This is a genomic window from Pseudomonas sp. No.117 (genome assembly GCF_054558395.1).
Map to the genome: position 1 here is coordinate 494,061 of NZ_BAAJNP010000003.1, position 14,989 is coordinate 509,049.

Annotated in this window: 10 protein-coding genes; all 10 read right to left on the minus strand. The window is 61.6% G+C overall.

Features of this window, described 5'->3' with window-relative positions:
* Window positions 1–5 precede the first annotated feature (5 nt).
* On the minus strand, window positions 6–305 hold the full coding sequence (rplW, locus tag ACYJP6_RS09100) for a 50S ribosomal protein L23 (RefSeq protein ID WP_007161249.1): 300 nt from the start codon (window positions 303–305) through the stop codon (window positions 6–8).
* Window positions 302–904: a 50S ribosomal protein L4 gene (gene rplD / locus ACYJP6_RS09105; RefSeq protein WP_017640279.1), complete on the minus strand. Its 603-nt coding sequence runs from the start codon at window positions 902–904 to the stop codon at window positions 302–304. Before rplD ends, rplW begins: the two co-directional genes overlap by 4 nt.
* A 13-nt stretch (window positions 905–917) precedes the next feature.
* Window positions 918–1,553, minus strand: a complete 636-nt coding sequence (gene rplC / locus ACYJP6_RS09110; RefSeq protein WP_058760898.1) for a 50S ribosomal protein L3 — start codon at window positions 1,551–1,553, stop codon at window positions 918–920.
* An 84-nt stretch (window positions 1,554–1,637) separates the two neighbouring features.
* A complete protein-coding gene (gene rpsJ / locus ACYJP6_RS09115) occupies window positions 1,638–1,949 on the minus strand; it encodes a 30S ribosomal protein S10 (RefSeq protein WP_003243886.1) in 312 nt (103 codons plus the stop codon).
* Between the two features lie 172 nt (window positions 1,950–2,121).
* Entirely contained in the window at window positions 2,122–3,315 is a 1,194-nt protein-coding gene (gene tuf, locus ACYJP6_RS09120; protein WP_459474696.1) for an elongation factor Tu, read from the minus strand.
* Between the two features lie 28 nt (window positions 3,316–3,343).
* On the minus strand, window positions 3,344–5,446 hold the full coding sequence (fusA, locus tag ACYJP6_RS09125; RefSeq protein ID WP_459474697.1) for an elongation factor G: 2,103 nt from the start codon (window positions 5,444–5,446) through the stop codon (window positions 3,344–3,346).
* Between the two features lie 30 nt (window positions 5,447–5,476).
* Entirely contained in the window at window positions 5,477–5,950 is a 474-nt protein-coding gene (gene rpsG, locus ACYJP6_RS09130) for a 30S ribosomal protein S7 (protein ID WP_007163088.1), read from the minus strand.
* An 87-nt stretch (window positions 5,951–6,037) separates the two neighbouring features.
* Window positions 6,038–6,409 carry a 30S ribosomal protein S12 gene (gene rpsL, locus ACYJP6_RS09135; RefSeq protein ID WP_007163089.1) on the minus strand — a complete coding sequence of 124 codons (372 nt, stop codon included), beginning with the start codon at window positions 6,407–6,409 and terminating at the stop codon, window positions 6,038–6,040.
* 165 nt (window positions 6,410–6,574) lie between these two features.
* Window positions 6,575–10,774 carry a DNA-directed RNA polymerase subunit beta' gene (gene rpoC, locus ACYJP6_RS09140; RefSeq protein WP_017641871.1) on the minus strand — a complete coding sequence of 1,400 codons (4,200 nt, stop codon included), beginning with the start codon at window positions 10,772–10,774 and terminating at the stop codon, window positions 6,575–6,577.
* 62 nt (window positions 10,775–10,836) lie between these two features.
* Window positions 10,837–14,910 carry a DNA-directed RNA polymerase subunit beta gene (gene rpoB, locus ACYJP6_RS09145; protein WP_459474698.1) on the minus strand — a complete coding sequence of 1,358 codons (4,074 nt, stop codon included), beginning with the start codon at window positions 14,908–14,910 and terminating at the stop codon, window positions 10,837–10,839.
* Between the last annotated feature and the right edge of the window lie 79 nt (window positions 14,911–14,989).

A 14,989-nucleotide genomic window follows, 5' to 3' on the forward strand; every position in this document is an offset into this window, starting at 1 on the left:
CCTGATTACTCGGCGCTGCTGGAAAAGTCGAGATCCTGGCCCGGCTGGAGCGCGATGTACGCTTTTTTCCAGTCGTTACGCTTGCCCAGACCACGAGCGGTACGCTTGGTCTTGCCCTGGACGTTCAGGGTGCTGACGCTGCGAACCTTGACCTCGAACAGCTGCTCGACGGCCTTCTTGATTTCCAGCTTGGTTGCATCGGTGGCAACCTTGAATACGAACTGCTTCTGGCTGTCCGCCAGCATGGTGGCCTTCTCGGAGATGTGCGGGCCAAGCAGCACTTTGAATACGCGTTCCTGGTTCATGCCAGCAGCTCCTCGAATTTCTTCACGGCGGACACAGTGACCAGCACCTTGTCGTAGGCGATCAGGCTGACCGGGTCGGAACCCTGGACATCACGCACGTCGACGAAAGGCAGGTTGCGGGCGGCCAGATACAGGTTCTGGTCGACAGCATCGGTCACGATCAGCACGTCGCTCAGGCCCAGGCCGTCCAGCTTGCTGACCAGGGTCTTGGTCTTGGGCGCGTCGACGGCGAAGTCGTCAACCACGACCAGACGGTCCAGACGGACCAGCTCGGCGAGGATGGAGCGCAGTGCAGCGCGGTACATCTTCTTGTTCAGCTTCTGGCTGTGATCCTGGGGCTTGGCTGCGAAAGCCACGCCACCGGAACGCCAGATGGGGCTGCGGATGGTACCGGCACGGGCACGACCGCTGCCCTTCTGACGCCAGGGCTTCTTGCCACCGCCACGGACTTCGGAGCGGGTCTTCTGGGCACGGGTGCCCTGACGACCGCCAGCCATGTAGGCGACGACTGCCTGGTGAACCAGGGTCTCGTTGAATTCACCGCCGAAGGTGTGCTCGGAGACTTCGATAGCTTGAGAGCCATTCACATTGAGTTGCATGTTCTCTCTCCTCTCAACCACGGGCCTTGACAGCGGGACGCACGATCACGTCACCACCCGGCGCGCCGGGGACGGCACCCTTGACCAGCAGCAGGTTGCGCTCGGCGTCTACACGCACGACTTCCAGCGACTGAACGGTTACACGCTCCGCACCCAGGTGACCGGACATTTTCTTGCCCTTGAACACTCGACCAGGAGTCTGGCACTGGCCGATGGAACCAGGTGCACGGTGGGAAACGGAGTTACCGTGGGTGTTGTCCTGACCACGGAAGTTCCAGCGCTTGATGGTACCGGCGTAGCCCTTACCTTTGGACTGGCCAGTGACATCAACCATCTGTCCGGCTTCGAACAGGGCTACAGTGACTTCGTCACCGGCCTTGTACTCACCGTCTTCCAGGCGGAATTCGAGGACGCTACGACCAGCGGCAACGCTGGCCTTGGCGAAGTGACCGGCTTGCGCCTTGGTCACGCGGGAAGCACGACGCTCGCCCACGGTCACCTGAATGGCACGGTAGCCATCGGTTTCTTCGCTTTTGAATTGGGTTACGCGATTCGGCTCGATCTCGATGACCGTAACCGGAACGGAAACGCCTTCTTCGGTGAAAACGCGGGTCATGCCGCATTTACGACCGACTACACCAATCGTCATGTTGAGAACCTCTTGAGTGTACGGGGCTTTCACCCGCTATGGCCGCCCATTTCAGAGCGTTACACGACTGAAACCTTGACGGTCTCAGCCGAGGCTGATTTGCACTTCAACGCCAGCGGCGAGATCGAGCTTCATCAGCGCATCGACGGTCTTGTCGGTGGGCTGAACGATGTCGAGCACACGCTTGTGGGTACGAATTTCGTACTGGTCACGAGCGTCCTTGTTGACGTGCGGAGAAATCAGCACTGTGTAACGTTCCTTGCGGGTTGGCAGAGGAATCGGACCACGCACCTGAGCACCAGTACGTTTCGCGGTTTCCACGATTTCCTGGGTGGATTGATCGATCAGGCGATGATCAAAAGCCTTCAACCGAATACGGATTTGTTGATTTTGCATTTGACCTCAGACTCCAAGCTTTCCCCTCGGGCAAAAAGGTGCCCGATTAAAGGAGGCGCAATTCTAAGGATGTCGCCGGCGACTGTCAAGAACGCCTCTTTTGCCATCTGTCAATTTCGCGGGGCAAGAAAAAAGGCCCCGAAGGGCCTTTTTTCCGTTTCAGATCAATCGATTACTCGATGATCTTGGCAACCACGCCGGCGCCGACGGTACGACCGCCTTCACGGATGGCGAAACGCAGACCGTCTTCCATCGCGATCGGAGCGATCAGGGTGACAACCATCTTGATGTTGTCGCCCGGCATCACCATCTCGACGCCTTCCGGCAGTTCGCAGTTACCGGTCACGTCGGTGGTCCGGAAGTAGAACTGCGGACGGTAGCCCTTGAAGAACGGGGTGTGACGACCACCTTCTTCCTTGGACAGCACGTACACTTCGCACTCGAACTTGGTGTGCGGCTTGATGGTGCCCGGCTTGGCCAGAACCTGGCCACGCTCCACGTCTTCACGCTTGGTGCCACGCAGCAGCACGCCGACGTTCTCGCCAGCACGGCCTTCGTCCAGCAGCTTGCGGAACATTTCAACGCCGGTGCAGGTGGTCTTGACGGTGGCCTTGATGCCCACGATCTCGACTTCTTCCTGGACCTTGACGATGCCACGCTCGACGCGACCGGTCACCACGGTACCGCGACCGGAGATCGAGAACACGTCTTCGATCGGCATCAGGAACGGCTTGTCGATGGCACGCTCGGGCTCGGGGATGTACGAGTCCAGGGTCTCGACCAGCTTGCGCACGGCGGAGGTACCCATTTCGTTGTCGTCGTTGCCGTTCAGGGCCATCAGCGCGGAGCCGATGACGATCGGGGTGTCGTCGCCCGGGAAGTCGTAGGTGTTCAGCAGATCGCGAACTTCCATCTCGACCAGCTCCAGCAGCTCGGCGTCGTCAACCATGTCGGCCTTGTTCAGGAACACGACGATGTAGGGAACGCCTACCTGACGGGACAGCAGGATGTGCTCGCGGGTCTGCGGCATGGGGCCGTCAGCAGCCGAGCAAACCAGGATCGCGCCGTCCATCTGGGCAGCACCGGTGATCATGTTCTTCACGTAGTCGGCGTGGCCGGGGCAGTCGACGTGCGCGTAGTGACGGATCGCCGAGTCGTACTCAACGTGGGAGGTGTTGATGGTGATACCGCGAGCCTTTTCTTCCGGCGCGTTGTCGATCTGGTCGAAACCACGAGCGGAACCGCCCCAGGTGTCGGCACAGACTTTGGTCAGCGCAGCGGTCAGGGTGGTCTTGCCATGGTCAACGTGACCGATGGTGCCCACGTTCAGGTGCGGTTTGTTACGTTCGAATTTTTCTTTAGCCACGAGATAAAACCTCTAGTCAAAGCGCTGATTAAGCTTGTTTCTTGATGATGGCTTCGGCGATGTTCGACGGAGCTTCGGCGTACTTGGAGAACTCCATGGAGTAGCTTGCGCGACCCTGAGACATGGAGCGGACATCCGTAGCGTAGCCAAACATCTCGCCCAGCGGAACCTCGGCACGGATGACCTTGCCGGTCACGGTGTCTTCCATACCCTGGATCAGGCCACGACGACGGTTCAGGTCGCCCATGACGTCGCCCATGTAGTCTTCCGGGGTCACGACCTCGACCTTCATGATCGGCTCGAGCAGCACGGCACCACCCTTCTGGGTGAGCTGCTTGGTCGCCATGGAGGCAGCGATCTTGAACGCCATCTCGTTGGAGTCGACGTCGTGGTAGGAACCATCGAACACAGCGGCCTTCAGGCCGAGCAGCGGATAGCCGGCAACGATACCGTTCTTCATCTGCTCTTCGATGCCCTTCTGGATCGCCGGGATGTATTCCTTCGGAATCACACCACCCACGACTTCGCTCACGAACTCCAGACCTTCCTGACCTTCGTCAGCCGGCGCGAAGCGGATCCAGCAGTGACCGAACTGGCCACGACCACCCGACTGGCGAACGAACTTGCCTTCGATCTCGCATGTGTTGCGGATGGTTTCGCGGTAGGCGACCTGAGGCTTGCCGATGTTCGCTTCCACGCCGAATTCGCGCTTCATGCGGTCCACCAGGATGTCCAGGTGCAGCTCGCCCATGCCAGAGATGATGGTCTGACCGGACTCTTCGTCGGTCTTGACGCGGAACGACGGGTCTTCCTGGGCCAGCTTGCCCAGCGCGATACCCATCTTTTCCTGGTCGGCCTTGGTCTTCGGCTCGACGGCGACCGAGATCACCGGCTCCGGGAAGTCCATGCGCTCGAGGATGATCGGCTTCTCGATCGAGCACAGGGTGTCACCGGTGGTGACGTCCTTCATGCCGATCAGGGCGGCGATGTCGCCAGCGCGAACTTCCTTGATCTCTTCACGGGTGTTGGCGTGCATCTGCACCATACGGCCGACGCGCTCCTTCTTGCCCTTCACCGAGTTGATGACGGAGTCACCGGAGCTCAGGACGCCCGAGTAGACGCGCGCGAAGGTCAGGGTACCGACGAAGGGGTCGGTGGCGATCTTGAACGCCAGAGCCGAGAAGGGCTCGTCGTCGTCCGCATGACGCTCGTCGGTGATTTCCTCGTTGTCCGGGTTGGTACCCTTGATCGCGGGAATCTCGATCGGCGCCGGCAGGAAGTCGATGACGGCGTCCAGAACCAGGGGCACGCCCTTGTTCTTGAAGGACGAACCGCAGACAGCCGGGACGATTTCGCAGGCGATGGTACGCTGACGCAGGCCGGCCTTGATCTCTTCGATCGACAGCTCGCCCTCCTCCAGGTACTTGTTCATCAGCTCTTCGTTGGCTTCGGCCGCAGCCTCGACCATGTTGGAGCGCCACTGCTCGGCGTCGGCCAGCATGTCCGCAGGAATCTCTTCCTCGCGGTAGGTCATGCCCTGGTCGTCGTCGTTCCAGAAGATGGCCTTCATCTTCAGCAGGTCGATCTGGCCCTGGAAGTTCTCTTCCGAGCCGATGGCCAGCTGAACCGGGACCGGGGTGTGGCCCAGGCGCTTCTTGATCTGCTCGACGACGCGCAGGAAGTTGGCGCCGGCACGGTCCATCTTGTTCACGTAGACGATGCGCGGTACGCCGTACTTGTTGGCCTGACGCCATACGGTTTCGGACTGGGGCTCGACACCGGAGGTGCCGCAGAACACTACGACCGCACCGTCCAGCACGCGCAGGGAACGCTCCACCTCAATGGTGAAGTCCACGTGGCCGGGGGTATCGATGATGTTCACGCGGTACTTGTCGTACTGCTTGGTCGAACCGGACCAGAACGCGGTGGTGGCAGCGGAGGTGATGGTGATACCACGCTCCTGCTCCTGCACCATCCAGTCCATGGTCGCAGCGCCGTCGTGAACCTCACCCATTTTGTGGTTCACGCCGGTGTAGAACAGAATCCGCTCGGTAGTAGTCGTCTTACCTGCGTCCACGTGGGCGCAGATACCGATGTTCCGATAGCGGTTAATAGCGGTTGTACGAGCCATAAGGTCCTCGCTTGATTGGAAGCGCTAGGCTTAGAAGCGGTAGTGCGAGAAGGCCTTGTTGGCTTCCGCCATGCGATGCACGTCTTCGCGCTTCTTGACTGCGGCACCCTTGCCTTCAAAAGCGTCCATGAGTTCACCCGCCAGGCGCAGAGCCATGGACTTCTCACCACGCTTGCGCGCGGAGTCCACCAGCCAGCGCATGGCCAGGGCATTACGACGGGAAGGACGAACCTCAACCGGCACCTGGTAGGTAGCACCGCCGACACGGCGGGACTTCACTTCGACCAGCGGAGCGATGGCGTCGAGCGCTTTTTCGAAAACTTCCAGGGGTTCGGCGTTCTTGGAACGCTCCTTGACCTTGTCCAGAGCACCATAAACGATACGCTCGGCAACGGCTTTCTTGCCGCTTTCCATCACGTGGTTCATGAACTTGGCCAGGATCTGGCTTCCGTATTTCGGATCGTCAAGTATTTCGCGCTTGGCCGCTACACGACGTCTTGGCATTGATAAGCCCTCAAAACGGTCTTCAGGTTAGCTCGGGACTCGTTGCCCGACCTTACTCTTATCGACTCGAACAAAAAGAATAGGTGATTACTTCGGACGCTTGGTGCCGTACTTGGAACGGCCCTGCTTGCGGTCCTTCACACCGGTGGTGTCCAGCGAGCCGCGCACGGTGTGGTAACGCACACCCGGCAGATCCTTGACCCGGCCACCGCGGATCAGCACGACGCTGTGTTCCTGCAGGTTGTGACCTTCACCGCCGATGTAGGAGGTGACTTCGAAGCCGTTGGTCAGACGTACACGGCAGACCTTCCGCAGTGCGGAGTTGGGCTTCTTGGGAGTGGTGGTGTACACGCGGGTGCACACGCCACGACGTTGCGGGCAGTTTTGCAGCGCAGGTACGTCGGATTTCTCGACGATACGCTTGCGTGCACTACGCACCAGCTGGTTGATAGTTGCCATCTATAGCTCCACTGATTGTCTTGCGACATAAACGAAATGACAGAACGTCAGTCCTGCCCATTTTCGGGGAACGAAAGTCTAAAGAGCTTGCAAGCTCCAGTCAAGACAAAGCCCCCGGACGCCTGAGGCGCCGGGGGCTTGGTCACGCGAAGCGCGCTACCGAACTCAGCTGGCGCTGGAGTTCAGCGCTTCGGTCAGGGCGGCTTCGGCCTCGCTGGCGCTCACGCGCTGCGGCTTGCCGAGTTCGCGCTGACGCTTGCGCTCGCTGTGGTAGGCCAGACCGGTACCGGCCGGGATCAGACGACCCACCACCACGTTTTCCTTCAGGCCGCGCAGGAAGTCGCGCTTGCCGGTCACGGCGGCTTCGGTCAGGACACGGGTGGTCTCCTGGAAGGAAGCAGCCGAGATGAAGGACTCGGTGGACAGCGAAGCCTTGGTGATACCCAGCAGCACGCGCTCGTACTTGGCGACGAAGCGATCGTTGCCGACCAGCTGCTCGTTCTCTTCCAGGACGTGGGTCAGTTCGACCTGATCGCCCTTGATGAAGCTCGAGTCGCCGGTATCGCTCACCTCGACCTTGCGCAGCATCTGCCGCAGGATGGTCTCGATGTGCTTGTCGTTGATCTTCACGCCCTGCAGGCGGTACACGTCCTGGATCTCGTTGACGATGTACTTGGCCAGCGCACTGACACCCAGCAGACGCAGGATGTCGTGCGGGTTGCTCGGACCGTCGGAGATGACTTCGCCGCGGCTGACCTGTTCGCCTTCGAAGACGTTCAGGTGACGCCACTTCGGAATCAGCTCCTCGTAGGGATCGGTGCCGTCGGTCGGAGTGATGACCAGGCGACGCTTGCCCTTGGTTTCCTTGCCGAAGGAGATGGTACCGCTGATCTCCGCCAGGATCGCCGGCTCCTTGGGACGACGCGCTTCGAAGAGGTCGGCCACGCGGGGCAGACCACCGGTGATGTCGCGGGTCTTGGAGGTTTCCTGGGGGATACGGGCGATAACGTCACCCACATGCACCTTGGCACCGTCGCTCAGGTTGACCAGCGCGTTCGGCGGCAGGAAGTACTGGGCCGGTACGTCGGTACCCGGCAGCAGCAGGTCCTTGCCGTTGGCGTCGATCAGCTTGACCGCCGGACGGATGTCCTTGCCGGAAGTCGGGCGATCCTTGGCGTCGAGCACCTCGATGTTGGTCAGACCGGTCAGTTCGTCGGTCTGGCGCTTGATGGTGATGCCCTCCTCCATGCCGACGAAGGCCACGGTACCGTCCATCTCGGTGACGATGGGGTGGGTGTGCGGGTCCCACTTGGCGACGATGGCGCCAGCGTCGACCTTGTCGCCTTCCTTGACCGAAATCACCGCACCGTAGGGCAGCTTGTAGCGCTCGCGCTCACGACCGAAGTCGTCGGCGATGGCCAGCTCACCGGAACGGGACACGGCGACCAGGGCACCATCGGCACGTTCGACGTGCTTCAGGTTGTGCAGGCGGATGGCACCGCCGTTCTTGACCTGGACACTGTCGGCCGCGGAAGTACGGCTGGCCGCACCACCGATGTGGAAGGTACGCATGGTCAGCTGGGTACCCGGCTCACCAATGGACTGGGCGGCGATGACGCCGACCGCTTCACCGATGTTGACCTGGTGACCACGGGCCAGATCGCGACCGTAGCACTTGGCGCAGATGCCATGGCGGGTTTCGCAGGTGATCGGCGAACGCACCACGACTTCGTCGACGCTGTTGAGCTCGAGGAACTCGACCCAGCGCTCGTCGACCAGGGTGCCGGCCGGCACGATGATCTCTTCGGTACCCGGCTTGGGCACGTCACGGGCGATGACTCGACCCAGAACGCGCTCACCCAGGGGCTCGACCACGTCGCCGCCTTCGATGTGCGGGGTCATGATCAGGCCACGCTCGGTACCGCAGTCGACCTCGGTCACCACCAGGTCCTGGGCCACGTCGACGAGACGACGGGTCAGGTAACCGGAGTTCGCGGTCTTCAGGGCGGTATCCGCCAGACCCTTACGGGCACCGTGGGTGGAGATGAAGTACTGGAGTACGTTCAGGCCCTCACGGAAGTTGGCGGTGATGGGCGTCTCGATGATGGAGCCGTCCGGCTTCGCCATCAGGCCACGCATGCCAGCGAGCTGACGAATCTGGGCCGCGGAACCCCGGGCGCCGGAATCGGCCATCATGTACATGGAGTTGAAGGACTCCTGGTCGACTTCCTTGCCCTCGCGGTCGATGACCTTCTCTTTCGAGAGGTTGGTCATCATCGCCTTGGACACTTCGTCGTTGGCCTTCGACCAGAGGTCGATCACCTTGTTGTACTTCTCGCCCTGGGTCACCAGGCCGGAGGCGTACTGGCTCTCGATCTCCTTCACCTCGGCGGTGGCGGCATCGATGATGCGCGCCTTCTCGTCGGGGATGACGAAGTCATTGACGCCGATGGAGACGCCGGACAGGGTCGAATAGGCGAAACCGGTGTACATCAGCTGGTCGGCGAAGATGACGGTGTCCTTCAGACCCACCACGCGGTAGCAGTGGTTGATCAGCTTGGAGATGGCCTTCTTCTTCATCGACTGGTTGACCACGTCGTACGGCAGACCGGCGGGCACGACCTGGAACAGCAGCGCGCGGCCGACGGTGGTGTCGACGATGCGGGTGTTCTTGGTCAGGCTGCCGTCCTTGTGACGGATGGTCTCGTTGATGCGCACCTTGACCTTGGCGTGCAGGGCGGCTTCGCCGGCACGGAAGACGCGGTCGACTTCCTGCAGGTCGGCGAACACGCGACCTTCACCCTTGGCGTTGATGGCTTCACGGGTCATGTAGTACAGACCCAGGACCACGTCCTGCGACGGCACGATGATCGGCTCGCCGTTGGCGGGCGACAGGATGTTGTTGGTCGACATCATCAGGGCGCGCGCTTCCAGCTGGGCTTCCAGCGTCAGCGGCACGTGCACGGCCATCTGGTCACCGTCGAAGTCGGCGTTGTACGCGGCGCAGACCAGCGGGTGCAGCTGGATCGCCTTGCCTTCGATGAGGACCGGCTCGAACGCCTGGATACCGAGACGGTGCAGGGTCGGGGCGCGGTTGAGCAGCACGGGGTGTTCGCGGATGACTTCGGCGAGAACGTCCCAGACCTCGGGCAGTTCGCGCTCGACCATCTTCTTGGCGGCCTTGATGGTGGTCGCCATGCCACGGGCTTCCAGCTTGCCGAAGATGAACGGCTTGAACAGCTCCAGGGCCATCTTCTTGGGCAGACCGCACTGGTGCAGACGCAGGGTCGGGCCCACGGTGATCACGGAACGACCGGAGTAGTCGACGCGCTTGCCCAGCAGGTTCTGACGGAAACGACCCTGCTTGCCCTTGATCATGTCGGCCAGGGACTTCAGCGGGCGCTTGTTGGAACCGGTGATGGCACGACCGCGACGGCCGTTGTCCAGCAGGGCGTCAACGGCTTCCTGCAGCATGCGCTTCTCGTTGCGCACGATGATGTCGGGCGCGGCGAGGTCGAGCAGCCGCTTGAGGCGGTTGTTCCGGTTGATGACGCGACGATAGAGATCGTTCAGGTCGGAGGTCGCGAAGCGGCCGCCATCCAGCGGCACCAGCGGACGCAGGTCCGGCGGCAGCACGGGCAGCACGGTCATGACCATCCACTCCGGCTTGTTGCCGGAGCCCTGGAAGGCTTCCATTAGCTTCAAGCGCTTGGACAGCTTCTTGATCTTGGTCTCGGAATTGGTCTGCGGAATCTCTTCGCGCAGGCGGCCGATCTCGTGCTCCAGATCAATGGCGCCGAGCAGCTGGAACACGGCTTCCGCACCCATGCGAGCATCGAAGTCGTCGCCGAACTCTTCCAGCGCCTCGAAGTACTGCTCGTCGTTGAGCAGCTGGTACTTCTCGAGGGTGGTCATGCCCGGGTCGATCACCACGTAGCTCTCGAAATAGAGCACGCGCTCGATGTCACGCAGGGTCATGTCCAGCAGCAGACCGATACGGGACGGCAGCGACTTCAGGAACCAGATGTGGGCGACCGGCGAAGCCAGTTCGATGTGGCCCATGCGCTCGCGGCGCACCTTGGCCAGGGCGACTTCCACGCCGCACTTCTCGCAGATCACGCCGCGGTGCTTGAGGCGCTTGTACTTTCCGCACAGGCACTCGTAGTCCTTGACCGGGCCAAAGATCTTGGCGCAGAACAGGCCGTCGCGCTCCGGCTTGAAGGTACGGTAGTTGATGGTCTCCGGCTTCTTCACTTCACCGAACGACCAGGAACGAATCATCTCGGGCGAGGCCAGACCGATACGGATGGCATCGAACTCTTCGAGTTGACCCTGGTTTTTCAACAGATTGAGCAAGTCTTTCAAGGCCTTTCCTCCTCACGGACCGGAGGCGACCGCCGCGCGGTCGCCTCATCTAGGGTCTCGTGTTATTCGGTTTCCAGTTCGATATCGATGCCGAGCGAGCGGATTTCCTTGATCAGTACGTTGAAGGACTCGGGCATGCCGGCCTCCATGCGGTGATCCCCGTCCACGATGTTCTTGTACATCTTGGTCCGGCCGTTCACATCGTCCGACTTCACCGTCAGCATTTCCTGCAGGGTGTAAGCCGCGCCATAGGCCTCCAGTGCCCAGACCTCCATCTCCCCGAAACGCTGACCACCGAACTGCGCCTTACCACCCAGCGGCTGCTGGGTAACCAGGCTGTAGGAACCGGTGGAACGAGCGTGCATCTTGTCGTCCACCAGGTGGTTCAGCTTGAGCATGTACATGTAGCCGACGGTGGTGGTGCGCTCGAAGGCATTGCCGGTGCGGCCGTCGTACAGACGCATCTGGCCGCTCTCCGGCAGATCGGCCAGCTTCAGCATAGCCTTGATCTCGCGCTCCTTGGCACCGTCGAACACCGGCGTGGCCATGGGGACACCGCCGCGCAGGTTCTTCGCCAGGTCGAGGATTTCCTGATCGCTCAGGTCGTCGAGCTTCTCCTGACGGCCACCGATCTCGTTGTAGATCTCGTGCAGGAAGCCACGCAGTTCGGCGACCTTGCGCTGCTCTTCGATCATCACGTTGATCTTCTCGCCCAGGCCCTTGGCCGCGAGGCCCAGGTGGGTTTCGAGGATCTGACCGACGTTCATCCGCGACGGTACGCCCAGCGGGTTCAGCACGATGTCCACCGGCGTACCGTTGGCGTCGTAGGGCATGTCTTCGACCGGCATGATCACCGAGACCACGCCCTTGTTACCGTGACGACCGGCCATCTTGTCGCCCGGCTGGATGCGGCGCTTGATGGCGAGGTAGACCTTGACGATCTTCAGTACGCCCGGCGCCAGGTCATCGCCCTGCTGCAGCTTGCGCTTCTTGTCTTCGAACTTGTCGTCCAGCAGCTGGCGACGGTCGGACAGGTAGGCCTGAGCCTTTTCCAGCTGCTCGTTGTGAGCATCTTCCGCCATGCGCAGCTTGAACCACTGACCGCGCTCGAGGCCGTTCAGGTATTCGTCGGTGATGACGGCACCCTTCTTGACCGCCGGACCGCCTTCGGCGACCTGACCGACCAGCGCCTGACGCAGACGCTCGAAGGTCGCGCCTTCGACGATGCGGAACTCTTCGTTCAGATCCTTGCGGATCTCGTCGAGCTGGGACTTCTCGATGGCCAGGGCGCGGGAGTCGCGCTCGACGCCGTCACGGGTGAAGACCTGGACGTCGATGACGGTACCCTTGGTGCCGGTGGGCACGCGCAGGGAGGTGTCCTTCACGTCGCTGGCCTTCTCGCCGAAGATGGCGCGCAGCAGCTTCTCTTCCGGGGTCAGCTGGGTTTCGCCCTTGGGCGTGACCTTGCCGACCAGGATGTCACCGGCACCGACCTCGGCACCGACGTAGACGATACCGGCCTCGTCCAGCTTGTTCAGCGCAGCCTCACCCACGTTCGGGATGTCGGAGGTGATCTCCTCCGGGCCGAGCTTGGTGTCACGGGCCACACAGGTCAGTTCCTGGATGTGGATGGTGGTGAAGCGGTCTTCCTGGACCACGCGCTCCGACAGACAGATGGAGTCTTCGAAGTTGAAGCCGTTCCAGGGCATGAAGGCCACGCGCATGTTCTGACCCAGTGCCAGCTCGCCCATGTCGGTCGAGGGGCCATCGGCCAGGATGTCGAACTTGGCCACCTGATCACCCTTGCTCACCAGCGGACGCTGGTTGATGCAGGTGTTCTGGTTGGAACGGGTGTACTTGGTCAGGTTGTAGATGTCGACGCCGGCTTCACCGGTCTCGACTTCGTCATCGTTGACGCGTACCACGATACGGCTGGCGTCGACCGAGTCGATCACGCCACCACGACGAGCCACGACGCAGACGCCGGAGTCACGGGCGACGTTGCGCTCCATGCCGGTACCCACCAGCGGCTTGTCCGAACGCAGGGTCGGCACGGCCTGACGCTGCATGTTGGAACCCATCAGCGCGCGGTTGGCGTCGTCGTGTTCGAGGAACGGAATCAGCGAGGCGGCGACGGAGACGACCTGCTTGGGCGAAACGTCCATCAGGGTGACGTCTTCGGGCGCCTTGACGGTGAATTCGTTCAGGTGACGCACGGCGACCAGCTCGTCGATCAGCCGGTTGTTCTCGTCCAGCCCTGCGGAGGCCTGGGCGATCACGTGGTTGGCTTCTTCGATGGCCGACAGGAAGACGATCTCGTCGGTGGCCACGCCGTCCTTGACCATGCGGTACGGGCTCTCGAGGAAGCCGTACTGGTTGGTGCGGGCATAGGCAGCCAGGGAGTTGATCAGACCGATGTTCGGACCTTCCGGCGTTTCGATCGGGCAGACCCGGCCGTAGTGCGTCGGGTGTACGTCACGGACTTCGAAGCCAGCGCGCTCACGGGTCAGACCGCCCGGGCCGAGTGCGGAGACGCGACGCTTGTGGGTGATCTCCGACAGCGGGTTGTTCTGGTCCATGAACTGGGACAGCTGGCTGGAACCGAAGAATTCCTTGATCGCGGCGGCCACCGGCTTGGCATTGATCAGGTCCTGTGGCATCAGGCCTTCGCTCTCGGCCATGGACAGGCGTTCCTTGACGGCACGCTCCACCCGCACCAGGCCCACGCGGAACTGGTTCTCGGCCATCTCGCCGACGCAACGGACACGACGGTTGCCCAGGTGGTCGATGTCGTCGACGATGCCCTTGCCGTTACGGATGTCGACCAGGGTCTTGAGCACGTCGACGATGTCTTCGCGGCTCAGCACGCCCGAGCCTTCGATGGCATCGCGACCGATACGGCGGTTGAACTTCATGCGGCCGACGGCGGACAGGTCGTAACGCTCGGCACTGAAGAACAGGTTGTTGAACAGGGTCTCGGCAGCTTCCTTGGTCGGCGGCTCGCCAGGGCGCATCATCCGGTAGATCTCGACCAGGGCTTCCAGCTGGTTGCCGGTGGAGTCGATCTTCAGGGTATCGGAGATGAACGGACCGCAGTCGATGTCGTTGGTGTACAGCGTCTCGAGCCGCACCACATTGGCCTTGGCCATCTTGGCCAGCATGTCCAGGGTCAGCTCGGTGTTGCACTCGGCGATGATCTCGCCGGTGGACGGGTGCACGATAGCCTTGGCGGTGGTACGGCCAATGACGTAATCGAAGGGCACCTCCAGCTCGGTGATACCGGATTTCTCCAGCTGGTTGATGTGGCGAGCGGTGACGCGACGGCCCTGCTCCACGATCACCTTGCCGGTGTTGTCCTTGATGTCGAAGCTGGCAATGTCGCCACGCAGGCGCTGGGGCACCAGTTCCAGATTCAGGGTTTCGCCCTTGATGTGGAAGACGTTGGTGTCATAGAAGGCGTCCAGCACTTCTTCGGTGCTGTAGCCGAGCGCACGCAGCAGTACCGAGGCCGGCAGCTTGCGGCGACGGTCGATACGGACGAAGACGGCGTCCTTGGGATCGAACTCGAAGTCCAGCCAGGAGCCGCGGTAGGGAATGATGCGCGCCGAGTACAGCAGCTTGCCCGAGCTGTGGGTCTTGCCGCGGTCGTGGTCGAAGAACACGCCCGGGCTGCGGTGCAGCTGGGACACGATGACGCGCTCGGTACCGTTGATGATGAAGGTACCGTTCTCGGTCATCAGGGGGATTTCCCCCATGTAGACTTCCTGCTCCTTGATGTCCTTGATCGCCTTGTTCGACGACTCGCGGTCGAAAATGATCAGGCGAACCTTGACCCGCAGCGGGACGGCGAAGGTCACGCCACGCAGGACGCATTCCTTCACATCGAAAGCCGGCTCGCCCAGGCGATAGCCGACGTATTCCAGGGCCGCGTTGCCGGAATAGCTGATAATCGGGAAAACGGACTTGAAGGCCGCATGCAGGCCGATATCGCGGAACTGGTCTTTGCCTGCGCCCGCCTGCAGGAATTCGCGGTACGAATCCAGTTGGATAGCCAGCAAATAGGGCACGTCCATGACGTGCGGCAACTTGCTAAAGTCCTTGCGGATACGTTTTTTCTCAGTGTATGAGTAAGCCATCAGCGTTCCCCAGCTTGGTCACCAGCTTGTTTGGCCTCTCCGACGGGAGCAGCCGGAAAATCGGGCAAACCCTTGGTCT